Genomic DNA, 22,294 nt, shown 5'->3' on the forward strand with positions numbered 1-22,294 from the left:
CACCTGCTATACGTATGTAACGGGCAGTGAAAGTACAATTGTGATGGCATGTTTTCGTCTGTGTATCTAGATCAGAAAGCATACATGGATAGGATAAAGGGGGATTTTCCGTGTTAGAGAATGCTTTAGTTATGCTGGCTATTATTTTCTTGGTTAATGTTATTTATGTGTCTTTAATGACCGTTAGAATGATTCTAACATTAAAAGGAAGAACGTATATTGCAGCATTTGTAAGTATGTTCGAGATTGTAATCTATGTTGTGGGATTAGGACTTGTATTAGACAATCTTGATCAGATTCAAAATCTAATTGCTTATGCTATTGGTTTTGGAACAGGTTTAGTTATTGGTGCTAAAATCGAAGAAAAGCTAGCTTTGGGTTATATAACCGTGAACGTTGTATCTGCAAATCCAGATTTAAAATTTACACAGCGACTTCGTGACAAAGGTTATGGTGTAACGAGCTGGTCTTCATATGGGAGAGAAGGCGATCGCTTATCGGTTCAAATTCTAACTCCTCGTAAATACGAATTACGTTTATATGAAACCATTCAAGAAATTGATCCGAAAGCGTTTATTATTTCGTATGAACCAAAGCGAATACATGGAGGATTCTGGGTGAAACAAGTTCGTAAAGGGAAGTTAATGAATCCGAAGAAAAAGAAAAATATGAACACAGAGGGACTTGAAAACGAACGAAAATAGCAAAATCCGAACGTTGAAAGAAAACTTTACAAAAATCATCCGAGTTTATATTGATTTTTCGTATTTGATTTGTTATGCTTAAGCCGACAATTGAAAATGAACCTCATATAAATTTGAGAATATGGCTCAGAAGTTTCTACCCAGCACCGTAAATGGCTGGACTATGAGGGAAGATGGATCATTTTTGTTATAAGTTTATGTTTTAAAGGACTTAGTTAAGTCGACCTTGGTCTATGGAACATGAACGTTAATGGAATGATTAAGTTCGTAAATTATAAGTCTATTCATCTTCTCTCTATATAATATAGATGGAAGATAATAGACTTTTTCGTTTGTAAAAAGACATAGAAAGAGGGATTGGATGGTCCAAGTAGGGGTTATTATGGGGAGTATTTCCGACTGGGAAACGATGCAGTATACTTGTAATGTACTTGATGAATTACAGATTTCTTATGAGAAAGAAGTGATATCTGCACATCGCACTCCGGATGATATGTTTGCTTACTCGAAACAGGCTCGTAGCAGAGGGATAAAGGTAATTATTGCTGGAGCAGGGGGAGCGGCTCATTTACCAGGAATGGTAGCTTCACAAACAACATTACCCGTAATAGGTGTACCAGTTGAAAGTAAAGCATTACAAGGCTTAGATTCGCTGTTATCTATTGTTCAAATGCCTGGTGGCGTGCCAACTGCTACGGTAGCAATTGGGAAAGCAGGAGCTAAAAACGCTGGTATTCTTGCCGCACAAATCATCAGTACATTTGATGAAGTTGCAGAGAAGTCTCTAGAGAAGTATCGTGAAGAAATGCGAGAATCTGTAAAAGAAATGAGGGAAAATCTTGCAAACTACTAATACGATCTTACCTTCACAAACAATTGGAATTATCGGTGGTGGCCAGTTAGGAAGAATGATGGCAATCGCTGCACGGTATATGGGATATAAGATTGTTGTTTTAGACCCAACTCCAGATTGTCCAACTGCTCATGTGGCAGATCAACAAATCATTGCTGCTTATGATGATTTGACGGCGATTGATGAGTTAATGGATTGTTGCGACGTGATTACATATGAATTTGAAAATGTGGATTTACAAGCTGCCGCTATTATTCATAAGTCCGGAAAGTTACCACAAGGAACACGTGCTTTAGAAGTTACTCAAAATCGTGAAAAGGAAAAGAAAGTAATTTCTGATTTAGTATTGCCAGTTCCTGACTATTATATTGTTACAAGTACAGAAGAATGTGAACATGCAATTGACTCAATTTCTTTCCCGGCAGTGATTAAAATGTGTCGAGGTGGTTATGACGGAAAAGGACAATTAAAAATTCACAGCGAATCTGAAAAAGAACTGGCCATCCAATTTTTTAAACAGCATGGGTATTGCATTATTGAACAATGGATTACGTTTGATAAAGAAGTATCGGTAGTGTTTACGAGATCTATAAATGGAAATATTCAATTCTTTCCACTAGCAGAGAACGTGCATCGAGACCATATTCTATACAAAACAACTGTTCCAGCTAATGTAGACCAACATATCCATGAATCTACCTGTCAGATAGCTGAAAAAATTGCGGAACATATGGATATTGTCGGTACCTTTGCTATTGAAATGTTTGTAAAAGGAAAAGAAGTCTATGTCAATGAAATGGCTCCTCGTCCTCACAATTCAGGGCATTATACAATCGAAGGATGCAATGTTTCACAATTCGAGCAGCATATACGGGCAATTTGTGGACTTCCATTAATCGAAGTGGAATTACACGGACCGACGGCTATGATTAATGTTTTAGGAAATGATATAAAATACGCAAAAACGTTTCTTTCCAAATCGAATGTCGGCTTTGTACATTTGTATGGAAAAGAAGAGCCAAAGGACAAACGAAAAATGGGACATATTACATTCACTGCAAAGACAGTAGAAGAATTAGAGAAACAAGTGAATTACTTCAAGGAGGAAATACATTCATGATTGAACGTTATACAAGAGAAGAAATGGGTAATATCTGGACGGAGGAGAATAAATTCAAAGCGTGGTTAGAGGTTGAAATATTAGCTTGTGAAGCGTGGAGCGAATTAGGTGTTATTCCGAAAGAAGATGTAAAGAAATTAAGAGAAAACGCTTCTTTTGATATGAATCGCATTTATGAGATTGAAGAAGAAACACGACACGATGTAGTGGCATTCACACGTGCTGTATCCGAGACATTAGGCGAAGAACGTAAATGGGTACATTATGGTTTAACATCGACTGACGTTGTAGATACAGCATTATCTTATATTTTAAAACAAGCAAACGATATATTACGTAAAGACTTAAAGCAATTCGTAGAGATTCTTAAAGAAAAAGCAATAGAGCATAAGCACACGGTAATGATGGGACGCACACATGGTGTACATGCAGAGCCAACGACATTCGGTTTGAAAATGGCATTATGGTATGAGGAAATGAAACGAAATGTAGAGCGTTTTGAGATGGCTGCTGAGAATATCGAATTTGGTAAGATTTCTGGAGCAGTCGGTACCTATGCAAATATCGATCCATTTGTAGAACAGTACGTGTGTGAAAAGTTAGGTACCTCTCCAGCTCCAGTGTCAACACAAACATTACAACGTGATCGTCATGCTGCTTATTTATCAACACTTGCATTAATTGCAACGTCGATTGAAAAATTCGCAACAGAAATTCGTGGTTTGCAAAAAACAGAAACACGTGAAGTAGAAGAACGATTTGCGAAAGGCCAAAAAGGTTCGTCTGCTATGCCACATAAACGTAATCCAATAGGGTCAGAAAATATGACAGGTATGGCTCGTGTGATTCGAGGATATATGGTAACAGCCTATGAAAATGTGGCTTTATGGCATGAACGCGATATTTCTCATTCATCAGCAGAAAGAGTAATTTTACCTGATGCCACTATCGCATTAAATTATATGTTAAACCGTTTTGGTAATATTGTTAAAAACTTAACGGTATTCCCAGAAAATATGAAGCGTAATATTGATCGCACACATGGGGTTATCTTCTCTCAACGAGTATTGCTTTCATTAATTGATAAAGGAATGGCTCGTGAGGAAGCATATGATATTGTGCAACCAAAAGCGATGGATGCATGGGAAACAGAGACACATTTCAAACAGTTAGTGGAGAGTGATGAACGAATTACTGGAAAGCTAACGCAAGAAGAGATTGATGATTGTTTTGATTATACGTATCACTTGAAGAATGTCGATCAAATCTTTACAAAAATCGGTATTTCCTAGGAGGCCCATATAGATATGAAAGCAGCGCTTTTATATGAAGGTAAAGCAAAAAAAGTATATCAATCTTCTGAAGATGAACATCAATTAGTGCTCTCCTATAAAAATGATGCAACAGCTTTTAATGGGGAGAAAAAAAGTCAATTTGAAGGGAAAGGGAGACTCAATAATGAGATCTCCTCCCTTATCTTTCAACGTTTACATGAAGTAGGGATTAAAACACATTTTATAAAACGATTGGATTCGACTCAACAAATTGTTCAGAAAACTAATATTATTCCTTTAGAGGTGGTAATTCGCAATCTTTCGACAGGTAGTATTACCAAAAGATTAGGGATTAAAGAAAGACTCGCTTTTACCCCACCATTACTCGAATTGTTTTATAAAGACGATGCTTTAGGGGATCCGTTAATCAATGATGAACATGCATTGTTATTAACGGATATAACTGAAACTGAATTGGCTGAAATTAAAGATAAAGCGAGAGAAGTAAATGGAGCGCTTCAAGAAATCTTTCAATCTATCGGAATTAGCCTAGTAGATTTTAAACTGGAATTTGGAAGAAATAAAGAAGGAGAAATACTTCTTTCAGATGAGGTTTCTCCTGATACGTGCAGGTTATGGGATATAGAAACAAACGAAAAACTCGATAAAGATGTATTTCGGCAAGGTACGGGAGACTTAATTACTGTATATCAAGAAATTCTAAATCGCTTGGAGGTTCATGTATGAAAAAAGTAACGGTATATATCACATTAAAACCAGGAGTTTTAGATCCACAAGGAAAAGCAATCCAAGAATCACTTCAGTCCTTAGGATACCAAGAGGTTGACGATGCTCGAGTAGGTAAATATATTGAATTGCAAGTTGAGGAAGGGCCAAATATTGAGGAGCGAATTACGGAGATGTGTGATCGGCTTTTAGCGAACCCGGTTATTGAGAATTATCAATTTGATTTAGAGGAGGTTAAGTAAACCGTGAAATTTGCTGTCATCGTGTTTCCAGGATCAAATTGTGATCGAGATATGTACCATGCGGTAAAAGAAGTGGCAGGTGCTGAAGCAGAACTTGTTTGGTATACAGACACAGATAGATTAGAAGATGTAGATGGAATCTTACTCCCTGGTGGCTTTTCCTATGGTGATTACTTACGTTCGGGATCAATGGCTTCCACTTCAAATGTCATGCATAAAATTCGTGAGCATGCTTCGAAAGGTAAACCTGTCTTAGGAGTGTGTAATGGATTCCAAATATTAACGGAATCGGGGCTACTTCCGGGAGCGTTGATGAGAAATAAACATCTGTCATTCATGTGCCACCAAGAAGAATTAGTGGTGGAAGATAATCAAACGTTTTTCACTTCTTTATATGAAAAGAAGGAAGTTGTTCGTTATCCGATTGCACATGGTGAAGGAAATTATTTCTGTGACGATGCAACATTGAAAGAGTTAAAAGCAAATAATCAAATCGTTTTTACATATAAATACAATCCAAACGGATCGATTGAAAATATCGCAGGGATTCGAAATAAACAAGGGAATGTACTTGGAATGATGCCTCATCCAGAACGAGCTGTAGAAGAACTACTTGGCAGTGAAGATGGTTTGAAACTTTTTAAATCAATGATCGCAAATTGGAGGGACAGCTATGCAGTTAATGCATGATATACACCCAGAACAAATTGAGAAAGACCGTCTTTACCTTGATATGGGATTAAGTGATGAAGAGTTTCAACGAATTAAACAAATACTTGGACGTCATCCGAACTTTACAGAAACGGGTATTTTTTCCGTAATGTGGTCAGAACATTGTAGTTATAAAACTTCAAAACCACTGTTGAAAAAGTTTCCTACAGATGGGCCACATGTATTACAAGGTCCAGGTGAAGGTGCAGGAGTAATTGATATTGGTGACGAGCAAGCAGTTGTATTTAAAATCGAAAGTCACAACCATCCATCAGCAGTAGAACCATATCAAGGAGCTGCTACTGGAGTAGGTGGAATCATTCGTGATGTATTCTCAATGGGAGCACGACCAATTGCCTCGCTTAATTCATTACGATTTGGGCCATTAACAAATAGTCGTACGAAATATCTTTTTTCTGAAGTGGTCGCTGGAATAGCTGGATACGGTAACTGCGTCGGAGTTCCAACGGTCGGTGGAGAAGTACAATTCGATGAAAGTTATGAAGATAATCCATTAGTAAATGCGATGTGTGTCGGATTAATCAATCATAACGATGTACAAAAAGGGATAGCAGCAGGGATTGGAAATACGATTCTTTATGCAGGGCCGCCAACTGGTCGTGATGGTATCCATGGTGCTACGTTTGCCTCTGACGATTTAGCTGAAGATTCCAATAAAGATAGACCAGCTGTACAGGTTGGGGATCCGTTTATGGAAAAATTATTAATCGAAGCTTGTTTAGAGGTGATCCAATCCGATGCATTAGTCGGTATTCAAGATATGGGTGCGGCAGGATTAACCTCATCTGCTAGTGAAATGGCGAGTAAAGCTGGAACGGGTTTAGAGATGAATCTGGATCTTGTTCCCCAACGTGAACAAGGAATGACAGCTTATGAAATGATGCTTTCTGAGTCTCAAGAGCGCATGTTGCTTTGTGTGCAGGCGGGGCGTGAACGAGAAATTATCGATATATTTGAAAAATACGGACTAAAATCCGTACCGGTAGGAAAAGTAATTGAAGAAAAAGTATTTCGTATTAAACACCTTGGCGAAGTGGTCGCTGATATTCCTGTTGATTCATTAGCAGATGATGCACCTGTCTATAATATGCCTTCAAAAGAGGCAGCATACTACAAAGCTTTTCAACGGATGAAAATAGCAACGCCAGCTATTGAAGATTACGCAAATACATTAAAACAGCTATTACAACAACCGACGATTGCGAATAAAGAGTGGGTCTATGACCAATATGATTCGATGGTGCAAACCAATACCGTCGTTACTCCTGGTTCGGATGCAGCAGTTATTCGGATCAAAGGAACGGATAAAGCATTAGCAATGACTACGGACTGTAATTCAAGATATATCTATCTTGATCCAGAAACAGGTGGAAAAATTGCAGTAGCAGAAGCAGCGAGGAACATCGTATGCTCAGGAGCGAAACCATTAGGATTAACAGATGGATTAAATTTTGGTAATCCCACCAATCCAGAGATTTTCTGGCAAATGGAGAAGAGTGTTGAAGGAATGAGTGCTGCATGTAACGCCCTGCATACACCTGTAATTAGTGGAAATGTCTCTTTATATAATCAATCAAAAGGAAAATCTATTTATCCAACACCTATTGTAGGAATGGTAGGGTTACATGAATCGACGAAACATATTACACCGAGTTATTTTCAACAGAAAGAGGATGTAATTTATTGTATTGGTGAAGCAAAAGCTGAATTTGGCGGTTCTGAATTACAACAATTATACTCTGGGAAATATGAAGGAAAAGCACCACATATTGATTTAGATGTGGAAGCAGAACGTCAAGAAAATTTATTAACAGCCATTAAAGAAGGAATTATTTCTTCTGCACATGATATATCAGAAGGCGGTCTGGCGATTGCTCTAGCAGAGTCGTTATTCAATGGTAAAGGACTTGGAGCGGAAATTAATTTAGTAGGAGAAGCAACCGTAGAATTATTTAGTGAAACCCAATCACGGTTTCTTGTTTCCGTCAATGAAACACATGTAGCTGCATTTGAAGCTCACTTTCCAGAAGCAGCTAAGTTAGGTAAGGTTACTGATCAAGGTGAATTATCTATTTCTATCAATGATAAAACAATTATTCAAGAACGTGTCGGAGAATTAGAGAATCTTTGGAAGGGAGCTATTCCATGCTTGCTGAAATCAAAGGCATAAATGAAGAATGTGGAGTTTTTGGCATTTGGGGTCACGAAAAGGCAGCTGAATTAACTTATTATGGCTTGCATTCCATGCAACATAGAGGGCAAGAAGGTGCCGGGATTGTTGTAAATACGGGTAGCGAACTAAAAGGACATAAAGGTTTAGGGCTTGTAAATGATGTATTCAAACGAGTAAAATTTGATGATTTGGCGGGAAGCGTAGCTGTAGGACATGTTCGTTATGCGACACAAGGTGGTCGAGGCATTGAAAATGTCCAGCCTTTATTATTTCAGTCACAAACTGGTGGAATGGCACTAGCACATAATGGTAATCTGATGAACGCACATGAACTGCGTGGCGAATTAGAAAGAGAAGGAAGTATTTTGCAAACCTCTTCGGATACGGAAGTGTTAGCCCATTTAATTAAACGAAGCGGAGAAGTAACGGAGGATTCGATTGCTCGGGCATTGAATCGTGTTGTCGGTGCGTACGCATATATCATACTGCAAGAAGATAAAATGTTTGCAGCACTCGATCCTGCAGGAATTCGTCCACTTTCGATTGGTCGTTTAGGGGATGCTTATGTCGTAGCTTCTGAAACATGTGCTTTTGACCAGATTGGCGCAATATTTGAAAGGGAAGTATTGCCAGGTGAATTGATTACGATTAGTGACGAAGGGATTACCTCGACTAGGTTTGCTCCAAGGGATAAGCGTCGTATGTGCGCAATGGAATATGTTTATCTCTCCCGACCAGACAGTGACGTGAATTATGTGAATGTACATGCCTCACGAAAAGAAATGGGGAAAGAATTAGCGAAAGAATCTTCCATTGATGCGGATATGGTTATCGGTGTTCCTGATTCTAGTATTTCTGCAGCTATCGGTTATGCGGAAGAAAGTGGATTACCGTATGAAATGGGCATTATAAAAAATCGTTATGTCGGGCGAACGTTTATTCAACCTTCACAAGAACTCAGAGAATTAGGTGTGAAGATGAAGCTTTCACCTGTGCGAAGTATCATTGAAGGGAAACGAGTTGTCATGATTGATGATTCGATTGTACGTGGTACAACAAGTCGACGAATTGTTCAGATGTTAAGAGAAGCAGGCGCAAAAGAGATTCATGTTCGAATTGCTTCTCCAGCGATTCAAAATCCTTGTTATTACGGAATTGATATGTCTACTAAAAAAGAATTAATTGGAGCCAATTATTCTGTTGATGAAATCAATGAAATTATAGGATCAGATACGCTAGCTTATTTATCGGAGGAAGGCTTGGTAAAAGCAATTGTCAAAGATAAAACTATTAATCAAGGTGTTTGTATGGCTTGTATGACTGGTAAATACCCAGTAAAACAAGACGGTGGATTGGAAATTCATTATACAAGTTGTTAGAAGAAGGTTACGTGGAGGGATTACCATGTCAGAAGTCTATAAACAGGCTGGAGTAGATGTAGAAAAAGGTTATGAAGCTGTTGAACGCATGAAAAAACATGTTGCTCGTACACATCGTCCGGAGGTATTAGGGGCCATAGGTGCATTTGCAGGAGCGTTTGATCTATCGTCGTTTCAATATAAAGAACCCGTTCTTCTTTCCGGTACAGATGGTGTGGGAACAAAATTAAAACTAGCTATTGACTTAGATAAGCATAATACGGTTGGGATTGATCTAGTTGCAATGTGTGTGAATGATATCGTCGCCCAGGGCGGAGATCCACTGTTCTTTTTAGATTATATTGCTTGTGGTGAAAATGATCCGTCTAGAATAGAAGCAATTGTTTCTGGAATTGCCCAAGGGTGTGAACAAGCAGGAGCTGCATTGATTGGTGGAGAAACTGCTGAAATGCCTGGTATGTATGAGCCTAGTGAGTATGATTTAGCAGGATTCGTCGTAGGAATCGTGGAAAAGTCTGCGATGATTACAGGCTCAGAAATCAAATCAGGAGACGTAGTAATTGGACTTTCTTCCAGCGGAATTCATTCGAATGGCTACTCTCTCGTCCGTAAATTAATAGCGGATGTTGATATACATCAAACGCAACCTGGACTAAGTCAACCAATAGAAGAAGCAGTGATGGCACCAACTAAAATTTATGCAACGTCGATTCAAGCATTAAAAAAAGAAGTGATATTGAAGGGAATATCGCATATTACTGGTGGGGGATTTGATGAAAATATTCCCCGTATGTTACCACCTGGATTAGGTGTTTTAATTGAATCAAATAGTTGGGACATACCAGAGATTTTTCACTTCCTACAAGAAAAAGGAAATATCGACTACAGAGAAATGTATGGTGTGTTCAACATGGGAATTGGAATGGCTGTCGTTGTGTCAGAAGATGATGTTTCTACCGCATTACAATTGCTTGAAAATGTAGATGAACAAGCATATGTGATTGGTAAGGTTACAGAGGAGGAAGGAGTGCGCTTTACATTATGACTATAAAAGCAGCTGTATTTGCTTCAGGTACGGGAAGTAATTTTGAAGCAATAATGGAAGCCACCGATTTGAAGTGTAAGATTACTCTTCTTGTATGCGATAAACCGGGAGCATTAGTGATTGATAAAGCAGCTAGTTACGATATTCAAACATTGGTATTTAATCCAAAGGAATACAGTTCAAAGTCCGAATACGAAAAAATGATTCACCGTCAATTACAGCATCATGGCATATCTTGGATATTTTTAGCGGGGTATATGCGACTGATTGGCAATACATTACTGGATGAATATGAAAGTAAAATTATAAATATACATCCTTCCTTGCTACCTTTTTTTCCAGGAAAAGATGCTATTGGTCAAGCATATGATGCAGGAGCGAGAGAAACAGGTGTTAGCATTCATTTTGTTGATGCGGGAATGGATACGGGACCAGTTATCGCTCAGGAAAGCGTCATGATTGAAGAAAATGATACAATAGAAAAATTAAAAGAACGTATACAGAAAGTAGAACATCAACTTTATCCAAAAGTAATTAATCAAGTAGTGTCTAATAAAGTGAGGGAATAACAATGAGTAAACGTGCTTTAATTAGTGTGTCAGATAAAACGAATATAATTGAATTTGCCAAAGGTCTTAAAGAAAGAGGATTTGAAATCTTATCTACAGGTGGAACATTACGAAGTATTGCTGAAGCGGGCATTAATGTAACACCAGTAGATGAAGTAACCGGATTTCCTGAAATGTTAGATGGACGTGTGAAAACATTACACCCAATGATTCATGGGGGATTACTTGGTAAACGTTCCAACCAGGAGCATCTTACCCAAATGGAAGAGCATGGAATTGTATCAATTGATTTAGTAGCCGTTAATCTATATCCATTTAAAGAGACCGTGCAAAAAACGGATGTAAGTCATCAAGATATTATTGAGAATATAGATATCGGTGGTCCATCTATGTTGCGTTCTGCTGCGAAGAACTTTGAAGACGTACTAGTTGTAACAGATCCGACAGATTACGAGCGTGTGTTAGCAGTAATTACATCTGCAACAGATACATATGAATTTCGTCAGCAATTAGCAGCAAAAGTATTTCGTCATACTGCTAGTTATGACACAATGATAGCGAATTACTTCCTATCTCAGACCGAAGAACAATATCCAGAAAGCTATACAGTTACGTATGAAAAAGTGCAAGACTTACGTTATGGAGAAAACCCACATCAGCAGGCTGCTTTTTATAAAGAACCAATTCAATCTCGTCCTACTTTAGCAACAGCAAAACAACTACATGGTAAGGAGCTTTCTTATAACAATATTCAAGATACGAATGCAGCCATAGAAATTGTAAAAGAATTTACGGAACCTGCTGCAGTCGCAGTAAAACATATGAATCCTTGTGGAATAGGAATTGGTCAGTCGATATCTACTGCATTTGAACGAGCATATCATGCAGATCCAATCTCGATATTCGGTGGAATTGTAGCATGTAATCGACCAGTAGATGTGGATACTGCGAAACAATTAAGTCAAATCTTCTTAGAAATTGTTGTGGCGCCATCCTTTGAAACACAAGCGCTAGAAATATTAACTCAAAAGAAAAATATCCGACTATTGGAGTTAGATGTTACAAGTGATGACAAACAATCCAATCGTTTAACAACAGTATATGGCGGTGCATTAATTCAAGCTTATGACGCAAAAGAAGTAAGTGAAGAGGATCTTGAAGTGGTTACCAATCAACAACCAACCGAACAAGAAATCAATGATATGTTGTTTGCTTGGAAAGCAGTAAAACATGTGAAGTCGAATGCGATTGTATTAGCTAAAGACTCACAAACAATTGGTGTCGGTGCTGGACAAATGAATCGTATCGGAGCTGCAGAGATTGCCATTAAGCAAGCCGGAGATAAAAGTGAAGGAGCAGTTTTAGCTTCAGACGCATTCTTCCCTATGCCAGATACAGTAGAAGCTGCTGCAAAATCTGGTATTAAGGCAATTATCCAACCGGGAGGATCGAAGCGAGACCAAGATTCCATTGATGTATGTAATCAATTTGGCATTGCCATGGTTTATACGAAAGTTAGACACTTTAAGCACTAATAGTAGGAGGGACGCTCTTGAACGTTTTAGTAATTGGCCGAGGCGGTAGAGAACATACCATTGTGCAAAAGCTAAAAGAGAATACGGAGATAATAAATCTTTATGTAGCTCCAGGAAATGGCGGAATCGCAAATGACGCTACATGTGTAGAAATCGATGAGATGGATATCGATAAATTATGTGCGTTTGCAAAACAAAACGAAGTGGAGTTTACCATTGTCGGCCCAGAAAATCCTTTAAACGCTGGCATTGTAAATAAATTTCAAGAAGAAGGATTAGCGATTTTTGCGCCAACCAAAGAAGCGGCTTTACTGGAAGGAAGTAAAAGCTTTGCAAAAAACTTTATGAAGAAGTACGAGATCCCAACTGCTGCGTATGGCGTATTTACTGATGTAAACGAAGCGAAAAAAATGGTAGAACAACAAGGTGCTCCAATTGTTATTAAAGCAGATGGATTAGCCGCAGGAAAAGGTGTAATCGTGGCTATGACAGAAGAGGAGGCTTTTCAAGCAATAGACGATATGTTAGTAGATAAAGCATTTTCTAATGCTGGAGCAACTGTCGTTATTGAAGAATACCTCGAAGGTAAGGAATTTTCCTTAATGGCTTTTGTCCATGAAAATCATGTATACCCTATGCTGGCCGCAAGAGATCACAAACGAGCGTTTGAACATGATCAAGGACCGAATACAGGGGGGATGGGTGCTTTCGCTCCGGTTCCTGATCTAACAAAAGAAGCTTATGACTTTTCTCTTGAACGTATTTTACAAAAAACTGCAGATGGGATGATAGAGGAAGGACGGCCATTTACAGGTATTTTATACGCCGGGTTAATGATGACGAAACAAGGACCGAAAGTCATTGAATTTAACACCCGTTTCGGTGATCCTGAAACACAGGTAGTCCTTCCATTACTTAAAAACGATTTGCTACAAGTAATGCAGGATGTGCTGGAGAAGAGAGATCCTGAATTAATGTGGTATGAAGAAGCTTGTGTTGGTGTGGTGCTTGCCTCTCAAGGTTATCCAAATGCTTATGAAAAAGGACATAGAATTCCAATGTTTGATTTACAACAGAAAAATTTTGTCATTCATGCCGGTACAAAAGTGAAAGAAGACGAATTAGTGTCTGATGGGGGGCGCGTGCTCTTAGTAGGTAGTCGTGCAAACAGTATGGAAGAAGCATCAGCAAATGTATATCGTCAACTGGAGAAAACAGCGATTAATACAGATTCTTTCTTTTACCGAAAAGACATAGCAATAAACCAAGACAACAAAGCTAGAACATAAGAAATTTATATGAAATGTGAGAGGGTGGGCTTCGCAAATTAAATGGAGGCCCACCCGTTATATGTCTGAATTGCCAATAGGGTATTGAGAAAGAAATTAGAGCATTTGTAAAACTAAACTGCATTGATGATTCAAAATGGAGCGTTTCTCTAAACCAAATAAACCAGAAAAATCGAAAAAAGTGGTGAATAGAGAGGCTCTCTGAACCAAATAAACCAGAGAAACCGAAAAAAGTAGTAAATAGACGTGCTCTCTAAACCAAATAAACCAGAGAAACCGAAAAAAGTAGTGAATAGACGTGCTCTCTGAACCAAATAAACCTGAGAAATCAAAAAAAGTAGTAAATAGACCAGCGCTATACCTCAAATACAACACCGGGATCCTCAAAAAATATTCCTATTAAGTTAAACGTACCTAAGTTATTTTAGGAAGAAAACAAAAACATCACAATATTAACATTTGGTAAATTTTACAAAAATATACACATTCTTTACTTTATTAAAGCAATATATATGATAGAATAAAAGAAATTATTTATTACTGGAGAGTTGCCGTATGGAAAACGGAAGGAATTGGAGAAATCGCGAATTGCGACAACATGTAAAGGTGATTGATGGAACGGTATCACCAACTTTATTATTGAAAAATGCAACATACTTAAATGTTCATACGAAACAATGGTTAGAAGCAAATATTTGGATTTATGAAGATCGAATTGTGTATGTAGGTGAAAAATTACCAGAACAGACAAAAGGAACAGAAATATACGATTGTAAAGATAAGTTTATCGTACCAGGCTATATTGAGCCACATTCACACCCGTTTCAATTAGCAAATCCGGAGATAACAGCTACACATGCAGCAAAAACAGGAACTACTACACTCGTAAATGACAATTTGACATGGTATTTGCTAACTAATAAAAAGAAAGCGTTTTCTATTATTGATCAGTTTAACAAATTACCAATTTCGATGTTTTGGTGGTCGAGATATGATTCTCAGACAACCTTGCAAGAAGAGAATCATTTTATTAATACCAACGATGTACTTGATTGGATAGAACATCCGGTAGTAGTACAAGGTGGAGAATTAACGGATTGGCCAAGTTTGTTAGCTGGAGATGATCGACTATTATATTGGATTCAAGAGACTAAACGTAAAGGAAAACCAATTGAAGGTCATCTGCCAGGTGCTTCATTACGAACATTGACAAAGATGAAATTATTAGGAATAAGTGCCGATCATGAAGCAATGACAGGAGAAGAAGTCATGAATCGTCTACAGCTCGGATACATGGTAGGTCTCCGTTACTCACCAATTCGACCTGATTTGCCTACCATTTTAGAAGATTTACTAGAGTATGGGTTAACTACTTTTGACCAGCTGATGTTGACGATGGATGGTCCAACTCCTTACTTTATGAAAGATGGAGTAATTAATACTTGTATTCAGATAGCTATCGATAAAGGAATTCCAATAGAAGATGCGTATCGCATGGGATCTTTTCATGCTGCAAAACATTTGCGTATGGATGAGGAACTTGGCAGCATTGCACCGGGTAGAATCGCACATATTAACATCCTACAAGAAAAAGATAATCCAAATCCGGTAAGTGTGCTCGCGAAAGGACAATGGATTGTAAAAGAAACAAAAGAGATAGATATTCCACCAATTATCGATTGGAGTAATTATGAGATTAATGAAATGAATATAGATTGGGATTTAAAGGAAGATGATTTACAATTCTCTGTTCCAGTAGGAATGGATGTAATCAATGATGTCATTATTAAGCCTTATACGATCGATTCAGATGTTAGTTTTGAAGAATTAAATGAAGAAAAGGGAGAACAATTTATCCTTCTAATAGATAGAAAAGGAAAATGGAGAGTAAATACTATTATTCGGGGATTTGCACCGAAACTTGGAGCGCTCATAAGTAGTTATTCTGCATCGGGTGATATTATTATTATCGGTAATAGCAAAAAGGATATATTTATTGCTTGGAATCGATTCAAAGAATTAAAAGGCGGCATCATTCTTGTTAATGATGGTGAAATATTAACGGAAATCCCATTACAACTTGGAGGATCTCTTCCAAATGAGCCAATGGAACAAATGATAGTGTTAGATAAACAATTAAAGGATACGTTACAAAAATATGGATTTGCCTTTTATGATCCAGTCTATAGCCTATTATTCTTGTCCGCTTTTCATCTACCTTTCTTTAGAATTACACAGAAAGGACTATTAGATGTAAAAAATCGTGATATAGTCTTTCCAGCAACGATGAGGTAGCCTATAATAAGAAATAACTTATTTTACAAAAAGGTGTTGTCTATGAAAAGAGTAGGATTCGTTATATTGCTCATTATTTCTTTATTAATCGCTTGCGAAGAGGACAATCATGATGCAACAGCAAACACACAAAAAGAACCAGGTGTAGATAAAAAAGAACAAGTGACAGATAGTCGTAATCAAGAAGTATATCCATTATCAGGGATGGTTTCTAAAGGTGAGAATATTGATCAACGTCCGATTGGTGTGATGGTTAACAATCATCGGTCTGCTCGACCTCAATCTGGTTTATCTGATGCTGATATTATATTTGAAATATTAGCTGAAGGAACAATAACGCGATTTCTTGCCATTTACCAAAGTAATCTGCCTGAAGTAGTTGGTCCTGTGCGAAGTGCAAGAGAGTATTATGCAGATATCGCGAATGGCTATAATAGTATATATGTATACCATGGTGCCGCTAATTTTGTAAATGATATCATTGCTTCAAAAGGAATTGATCATTTGAATGGATCGGTTTATGATAACGATGGACATTTATTTAAAAGAGAGAGCTTTAGAAGAGCACCGCATAATTCATACTTGCAACTACCTGCCGTAAACGAAGTTGCAACCGAAAAAGGTGTCGAAATATCAAATTCAATAGAATCACTTGAGTTTTTAACAGATGCGGAGGTAGAAGGTTTATCTGGAGACTCGGCGAATAGTATTGAAGTTGTCTACAGTAGTAACCCTGCAAATGTGGTAGAATATATATACCAAGAAGATGAAGGTACATATACTCGATCAAGTGAAGGGATACAGACAGTTGAATTACAAACAGACCAACCAATAACTGTTGAGAACATATTTATCTTAGAAACTCACCACGAAGTTATTGATGATGCTGGCAGAAGAACAGTTGATTTAACAAGTGGCGGCTCTGCATATTTAATTCAACATGGACAATATCAAAAAGTGGAGTGGGAAAATAGAGACGGAAGAATTGTACCGGTAAAAGATGGCAAAGAAATTGGACTTATTCCAGGAATGACTTGGGTAAACGTCGTACCAAGCGAAGATCCTGGAATGGAACAAGCTGTTACTATTTCTGGTCAGTAGGGCTAAGGTTAAGGAGGAAATTTCGTGCAAATCGATAAATTACGAGGAGAGCAATTAGATCTTTTGTTTGATGCTATTCTATCGTTAAAAGATAAAGAAGAATGCTATAAATTTTTTGATGATATTGCGACAATGTCAGAGGTTCAGTCATTGTCGCAACGATTTCAAGTAGCGAAAATGCTGACGGAAGGAAAAACGTATAGTGCAATTGAGAAGGAAACAAAAGCATCTACTGCGACAATTTCCAGAGTAAGACGTTGTATTAACTATGGTAGTGACGGATACAATTTAGTGTTAGAACGAATGAATATAAAAGAATAGTAGCAAGCACCTTCCAATCAGGAAGGTGTTTTTTTATGCGTGCTAGGCATCCAATTCCACTGTAGAGCTACACATTAACCAACCGCTAGAGAAACGAAAGTACTTATTTCGAGGTAAGGGATGAAGGAAGTGTGCCGTAGGAAATCCTGTGAAAATAGTAAATAGGATAAAGGTTCCCAAGAACATCTCTCGGTCATATTGTCCAGCAACATAAGTGGATTTCCACATAGACCGAGTCCAATTATGGCAAACTACTGATGATTATATAAATTGAAAAGGAAAGCACAAAGCTTTCCTTTACAATTCCGTACGAAGCTCCCACAATTCCGGGAAAAAGTACTGATCGATTACTTTTTTCAAATAAGCAACACCGCCGGAACCGCCAGTACCGCGTTTAAATCCAATAATTCGTTCAACAGTCTTCATATGTCTGAACCGCCACTGCTGGAATAGATCTTCAATATCCACTAACTCTTCTGCAAGCTCATAAAGCTCCCAGTACTTATCAACGTTCCGATAAACAGTTAACCATGCTTGTTTTACACTCTCATTTGATTGATGTGTTACACGCACATCACGATTCAGCACTTCTTCATCGATTGGTAAACCAGCCCTTACTAGTGCCTGAATAGAAACGTCATAAAGACTTGGTGCATCGTAAGCTTCCTGTAAAATCTCTAGCAGCTCTGGGTCTTTTTCATATATCTTCAGCACATATTCAGTCTTATAACCAAGAGCAAACTCAAGTATCCGGTTCTGATATGACTGAAAACCGGATGCGTTGCCCAGCTTGTCGCGGAACTCCATGTATTCAGCTGGAGTCAACGTGGAGAGAACATCCCATACATTTTTCATCTGCGCTTGTATTTGTGATACGCGTGCTAATTTTTTAAAAGAAGTAGACAAATTATCAGCCTGAATATCGCGAATAGCAGAATTTATTTCATGTAGAATCTGTTTCATCCAAATCTCACTCACATGATGCACTGAAATAAACAGCATTTCATCATGATGGTCACTCAACGGATGATGACTGCTCAATAATGTATCCAAGCCTAAATAATCACTGTAAGTCATCTTCTTTTTAAAGTCTGTATGAATACGCTTTTCATTTTTAAATGCTTCATGTTTATTTTGCATCGTGATTTCCTCCATTTATTGGTTTAATCACAGCTCTAACCAGACTTCCGTCGGCATCCTGAAGCGGGAGTGGCAGAGCAATCATTTCATAGTCGCCTTCAACTACCTGATCAAGCATGACATTTTCTAAAATGTTAATGTCATACTTAAAAAGTGCATGATGTCCAACTAGCTCCTTACTTGAAAGCGGATCTACCGAAGGCGTATCGACACCGACCAGTTTTACTCCAAGAAAATGCATGTAAGCAGCGCCGTCAGCTGTAATTGGCGTGACATCAGTCGGAAATTGTTCCGGATTATTCGGCAGTGATGTCCGGATTAATAACCGTTCTGTATCTTCTTTCACTTTACTTTTTAAAGCTGTTTCATTTATTTCGTCAAATGCACTGAGGTCTATTACTTTACAAGGACCAATATACCGATCGATTTCCAGGTCAAGAATCCGTTTTCCATCTTCCATAAAATGATAGGGAGCATCCGCATGGGTCCCCACATGCGTGCTCGTCTTGATCCTTCCAATATTCACAGAACCGGTCATTTCCTTCGTTACCGGTGTATGAAAATGAAATGATTGATCCCCCGGCCAACAAGCTAAATTATTATTTATCGGTTGAGAAATATCAATCCATACACCCATTTAGGAAACAACCTCCCTTACATTTTCAAATTGCTTATATAATTCATCTTCCATAATCGTTTTAAAAATTTGTACGCAATCATAAACATCTTCAAATGTATTATATAAAGCAACAGGTGCTAGGCGAATGCCGCTTGGGGTTCTGAAATCCGGAATAACCTTTTTCATTTTTAATGCTTTGCATATCCGAGCAGCTTCAGGATGTTCGACATATATGTGACCGCCGCGTTGGATATGATTTTCTGGGTTACAGATCACTACGCCATGCCCATCGAGTTCATATTTAATTAACTCCATTAAATAGTCCGTCAGCGCGAGTGATTTTCTACGTACTTTTTCAATTCCGGCTTCATGAAATAAATCTAGTGATCCAATCAGAGGTGCCACACTAAAAAGATGAGGTGTTCCAATTTGAAAAGCCCCGGCATTATTAGCAGGTGTTAAGGTATGTTCCATGTCAAATTGCTTATCCTTAGCAGAACTGAACCATCCCGCTAGTCCAGGTGCAACACCAAAATGCTTTTCATGTAAAAATAAACCTGCGACACTACCCGGTCCTCCGTTTAGATGTTTGTAGGTGCACCAGAAGGCAAAATCAACACCCCATTTATGAAGGTCATGTGGAATAGATCCAATCGAATGGCATAAATCAAAACCAATTTTAATGTTGCGTTTGTGGGCCTCTCTTGTAAGTCGTTCCATATCAAGAATTTGTCCGCTCCGGTATAGAACACTTGGGAGCACGATCAGCGCAATATCATCTGTCATCGCTTCAATAATGTGTTCCTCGTTTAACAGATTTCCATCCTCACTCTGCACCTGTACCAAATGGGATCCATCATACCCTTTTAATTGCAATTGTGCCTTCAATGCATAAATATCACTTGGAAACGTTAATGCATCTGCTAAAATCTTTGTACGCTTTCCTTCAGGCTGAAAAAAAGTTGATACAAGCTGATGTAAATTAACCGTTGTGGAACCGGTCGCAATAACTTCATCTTTTTTTCCACCAACTAGGACTGACATCTTTTCACCTAGACGTTCAGACAGATAGTACCACGGATGATCTCCTTCCATCCAACCGTCGATGCCATATTTCTTCCAAGAGTCAATTATGTTATGTAGTGCGTTTTCTGCCCTTTTAGACATTAAACCTAATGAATTCCCATCCATGTAAATGCTTTCATTTTTAAGATAAAATTCACTACGGAACTGTTTCAATTCGTCCTGTTCATCCATTTCCTGCGCATACGATCTAGTGTATTTTTTAACCATATGTTTCCCCCTGGAACTATAATTTTTAACTTGAATTGTTTATTTATTGTATGGTTAAATTATATTTAATCACTGACATAGTGTCAATGACATAATGTCAGTTATTTCGTGTCATTGACATTGTAGGAGGTTGTCATGAAAAATAAATTGACCAATCGAGATAAGCAAGCGCAGGAGACAAAAAGAAAACTAATTAAATCTGCCCATCATGTCTATTTACAAAATGGTTTTGAAAAAACGACTATTTCTCAGATTATAAAAAATGCTGGTGTTGGATATGGAACAGCATATGTATATTTTAAAAATAAACATGAACTATTTATTACTGTTATGGAAGAAGTCATGCAGGATTTTTTCAAAGTAGCCAATCAGGAATTTCGCCCTGCTACACCTGAAGAAGCATGTTCACGGATAAAAAATCAGGTGAGAGATTATATGTCTTTAGCAATTAAACATAGACCGATTATGAAAGTTGTGAAAGATGCGATCGGCTCTAGTGAGGAGATTGAATCAGAATGGGGAAATATACGAAATGAATTCATTCAAGGTATTACTACCGATATTAAACATTCCCAGGATAAGCAGCTGGTCAATACGGCCTTTAATCCCTTCATTACTGCAAAAAACTGGTATTACATGAATGAGATGTTTATGTGGGAATTGGTTGACGCAGATAACAATGAAAATCTGGAACTTATTGTCCATCAGTTATCACTCTTCTATACCAGCGCATTGTATGGGGTTAGTGACAGCTGATTATAAGAATTAATATGAAAGCCTCCTTAGATGAAAATTGCCCGTTCAAATCCTTTTTAAAATGTCACTGAAAGAATAGAGGGTTGTTATAAAAGAGCAATACTCCACCTTTTAAAAGCGGGCCTTCTATCCTCTTTAGAATAGATCACAAATGTTTTATCATTTGTCTCCTCAACCTACAAATCGCTTCAGTACCCACTAGGGGTGGGCAAAACCCGATAACTATCTCTACTCCAAAAAGCGGAACACTAGCTACGTTTCTAATGAACACATGCACTTCTGTGCTGTAAATTCGTCAGATTATGGTTCGTAATAAAAATTTCGCTCAATCACTAAATTCCGCATATTATTTTTGGTATAATAAAGTAATGAATTTATTGATGGAGGAATTACGGTTTGAAAAATATAAATGAGTGGCATCATATTTTTAAATTAGATCCTGCGAAAGAAATATCCGATGAACATCTAGATCAAATTTGTGAGTCTGGGACAGATGCTATTATTGTTGGTGGAACAGATAATGTCACCATAGATGGTGTACTAGATTTGTTATCTAGGATACGTCGAAGTCATATGGTTCCCGTTGTATTAGAAGTGTCAGAAGAAGAAACGTTAACTCCAGGATTTGATTATTATTTTGTTCCAATGGTATTGAATTCAAAAGAAAAAAAATACATGATGGATATTCAACATAAGGCAATTAAAGAATTTATCGACATGATGGAATTTGCTGAAGTATACTTTGAGGGATACTGTATTTTAAATGAAGATGCGAAGGCGTTTCAATATACGAATTGTGTAATGCCTGATCTTGATGATGTAAAAGCATATGCGTATATGGCAGAAAAGGTATTTCATTTACCATTTTTTTATGTAGAATATAGTGGTACGTATGGAGATCCTACTTTAGTAAAAGAAGTAAAAGAAGAGCTTCAAAATACTCAACTTCTATACGGTGGAGGAATCGAAACATCAACACAAGCGAAAGAAATGAAAAAATATGCTGATACAATTATTGTAGGAAATAGTATTTATACCAATATAAAGGAAGCATTAAAAACAGTAGAGGCAGTAAAAGGGAATTAAACAGTAGTAAGGACGGTGTAC

The 22,294-nt window shown here is 37.7% G+C and carries 21 protein-coding genes and 1 riboswitch; of the genes, 18 read left to right on the forward strand and 3 right to left on the reverse strand.

Annotated elements, in window-relative coordinates:
• Positions 1–110: 110 nt before the first annotated feature.
• The 16 genes from C794_RS04220 to C794_RS04295 all read left to right on the forward strand — a co-directional run bounded on the left by C794_RS04220 (position 111) and on the right by C794_RS04295 (position 17,379).
• Positions 111–704, forward strand: coding sequence for a DUF2179 domain-containing protein (locus C794_RS04220; RefSeq protein ID WP_017795888.1), 594 nt, complete (start codon positions 111–113; stop codon positions 702–704).
• A gap of 83 nt (positions 705–787) precedes the next feature.
• A riboswitch (purine riboswitch) is annotated at positions 788–888 on the forward strand.
• 177 nt (positions 889–1,065) lie between these two features.
• Positions 1,066–1,557, forward strand: coding sequence for a 5-(carboxyamino)imidazole ribonucleotide mutase (gene purE, locus C794_RS04225; RefSeq protein ID WP_017795889.1), 492 nt, complete (start codon positions 1,066–1,068; stop codon positions 1,555–1,557).
• A complete protein-coding gene (gene purK, locus C794_RS04230; protein WP_017795890.1) occupies positions 1,544–2,677 on the forward strand; it encodes a 5-(carboxyamino)imidazole ribonucleotide synthase in 1,134 nt (377 codons plus the stop codon). Before purE ends, purK begins: the two co-directional genes overlap by 14 nt.
• The gene (gene purB, locus C794_RS04235; RefSeq protein ID WP_017795891.1) at positions 2,674–3,969 is read left to right on the forward strand and encodes an adenylosuccinate lyase; all 1,296 of its coding nucleotides are present in this window, start codon (positions 2,674–2,676) and stop codon (positions 3,967–3,969) included. Before purK ends, purB begins: the two co-directional genes overlap by 4 nt.
• Positions 3,970–3,984: 15 nt before the next feature.
• Positions 3,985–4,698: a phosphoribosylaminoimidazolesuccinocarboxamide synthase gene (gene purC, locus C794_RS04240; RefSeq protein WP_017795892.1), complete on the forward strand. Its 714-nt coding sequence runs from the start codon at positions 3,985–3,987 to the stop codon at positions 4,696–4,698.
• Positions 4,695–4,940, forward strand: a complete 246-nt coding sequence (gene purS, locus C794_RS04245; protein WP_017795893.1) for a phosphoribosylformylglycinamidine synthase subunit PurS — start codon at positions 4,695–4,697, stop codon at positions 4,938–4,940. The genes purC and purS overlap by 4 nt, the downstream gene beginning before the upstream one ends.
• A gap of 3 nt (positions 4,941–4,943) precedes the next feature.
• Positions 4,944–5,630, forward strand: a complete 687-nt coding sequence (purQ, locus tag C794_RS04250) for a phosphoribosylformylglycinamidine synthase subunit PurQ (protein ID WP_017795894.1) — start codon at positions 4,944–4,946, stop codon at positions 5,628–5,630.
• Positions 5,614–7,842, forward strand: coding sequence for a phosphoribosylformylglycinamidine synthase subunit PurL (gene purL / locus C794_RS04255; RefSeq protein WP_017795895.1), 2,229 nt, complete (start codon positions 5,614–5,616; stop codon positions 7,840–7,842). The genes purQ and purL overlap by 17 nt, the downstream gene beginning before the upstream one ends.
• The gene (gene purF, locus C794_RS04260) at positions 7,818–9,224 is read left to right on the forward strand and encodes an amidophosphoribosyltransferase (protein WP_017795896.1); all 1,407 of its coding nucleotides are present in this window, start codon (positions 7,818–7,820) and stop codon (positions 9,222–9,224) included. The genes purL and purF overlap by 25 nt, the downstream gene beginning before the upstream one ends.
• 25 nt (positions 9,225–9,249) lie before the next feature.
• Positions 9,250–10,269, forward strand: a complete 1,020-nt coding sequence (gene purM, locus C794_RS04265; protein WP_017795897.1) for a phosphoribosylformylglycinamidine cyclo-ligase — start codon at positions 9,250–9,252, stop codon at positions 10,267–10,269.
• Complete coding sequence (purN, locus tag C794_RS04270; RefSeq protein ID WP_017795898.1) at positions 10,266–10,838, forward strand: phosphoribosylglycinamide formyltransferase; 573 nt, start codon at positions 10,266–10,268, stop codon at positions 10,836–10,838. Before purM ends, purN begins: the two co-directional genes overlap by 4 nt.
• 2 nt (positions 10,839–10,840) lie before the next feature.
• Positions 10,841–12,373 (forward strand): bifunctional phosphoribosylaminoimidazolecarboxamide formyltransferase/IMP cyclohydrolase, encoded by a 1,533-nt coding sequence (gene purH / locus C794_RS04275; RefSeq protein ID WP_017795899.1) that lies wholly within the window; start codon positions 10,841–10,843, stop codon positions 12,371–12,373.
• A 17-nt stretch (positions 12,374–12,390) separates the two neighbouring features.
• The gene (gene purD / locus C794_RS04280; protein WP_017795900.1) at positions 12,391–13,662 is read left to right on the forward strand and encodes a phosphoribosylamine--glycine ligase; all 1,272 of its coding nucleotides are present in this window, start codon (positions 12,391–12,393) and stop codon (positions 13,660–13,662) included.
• Positions 13,663–14,217: 555 nt separating this feature from the next.
• Positions 14,218–15,957 (forward strand): adenine deaminase, encoded by a 1,740-nt coding sequence (locus C794_RS04285; RefSeq protein ID WP_017795901.1) that lies wholly within the window; start codon positions 14,218–14,220, stop codon positions 15,955–15,957.
• Between the two features lie 42 nt (positions 15,958–15,999).
• On the forward strand, positions 16,000–17,058 hold the full coding sequence (locus C794_RS04290; RefSeq protein WP_017795902.1) for a DUF3048 domain-containing protein: 1,059 nt from the start codon (positions 16,000–16,002) through the stop codon (positions 17,056–17,058).
• A gap of 24 nt (positions 17,059–17,082) precedes the next feature.
• On the forward strand, positions 17,083–17,379 hold the full coding sequence (locus C794_RS04295) for a YerC/YecD family TrpR-related protein (RefSeq protein ID WP_017795903.1): 297 nt from the start codon (positions 17,083–17,085) through the stop codon (positions 17,377–17,379).
• Positions 17,380–17,676: 297 nt separating this feature from the next.
• On the opposite strand, the gene kynA is transcribed toward C794_RS04295, so the two are convergent.
• From kynA to kynU, 3 genes are read right to left on the reverse strand one after another with little or no spacing between them, the layout of a single operon-like run.
• The gene (kynA, locus tag C794_RS04300; protein ID WP_017795904.1) at positions 17,677–18,519 is read right to left on the reverse strand and encodes a tryptophan 2,3-dioxygenase; all 843 of its coding nucleotides are present in this window, start codon (positions 18,517–18,519) and stop codon (positions 17,677–17,679) included.
• Entirely contained in the window at positions 18,509–19,156 is a 648-nt protein-coding gene (gene kynB, locus C794_RS04305) for an arylformamidase (RefSeq protein ID WP_017795905.1), read from the reverse strand. Before kynB ends, kynA begins: the two co-directional genes overlap by 11 nt.
• Positions 19,157–20,431, reverse strand: a complete 1,275-nt coding sequence (kynU, locus tag C794_RS04310) for a kynureninase (protein WP_017795906.1) — start codon at positions 20,429–20,431, stop codon at positions 19,157–19,159.
• Positions 20,432–20,566: 135 nt separating this feature from the next.
• On the opposite strand from kynU, the gene C794_RS04315 reads away from it, so the two are divergent.
• Together C794_RS04315 and pcrB are read left to right on the forward strand one after the other, a co-directional pair.
• Complete coding sequence (locus C794_RS04315; protein ID WP_017795907.1) at positions 20,567–21,187, forward strand: TetR/AcrR family transcriptional regulator; 621 nt, start codon at positions 20,567–20,569, stop codon at positions 21,185–21,187.
• Between the two features lie 396 nt (positions 21,188–21,583).
• Complete coding sequence (gene pcrB / locus C794_RS04320; RefSeq protein WP_017795908.1) at positions 21,584–22,273, forward strand: heptaprenylglyceryl phosphate synthase; 690 nt, start codon at positions 21,584–21,586, stop codon at positions 22,271–22,273.
• Positions 22,274–22,294: the final 21 nt, after the last annotated feature.

Source organism: Oceanobacillus kimchii X50 (genome assembly GCF_000340475.1).
Lineage (GTDB): Bacteria > Bacillota > Bacilli > Bacillales > Amphibacillaceae > Oceanobacillus > Oceanobacillus kimchii.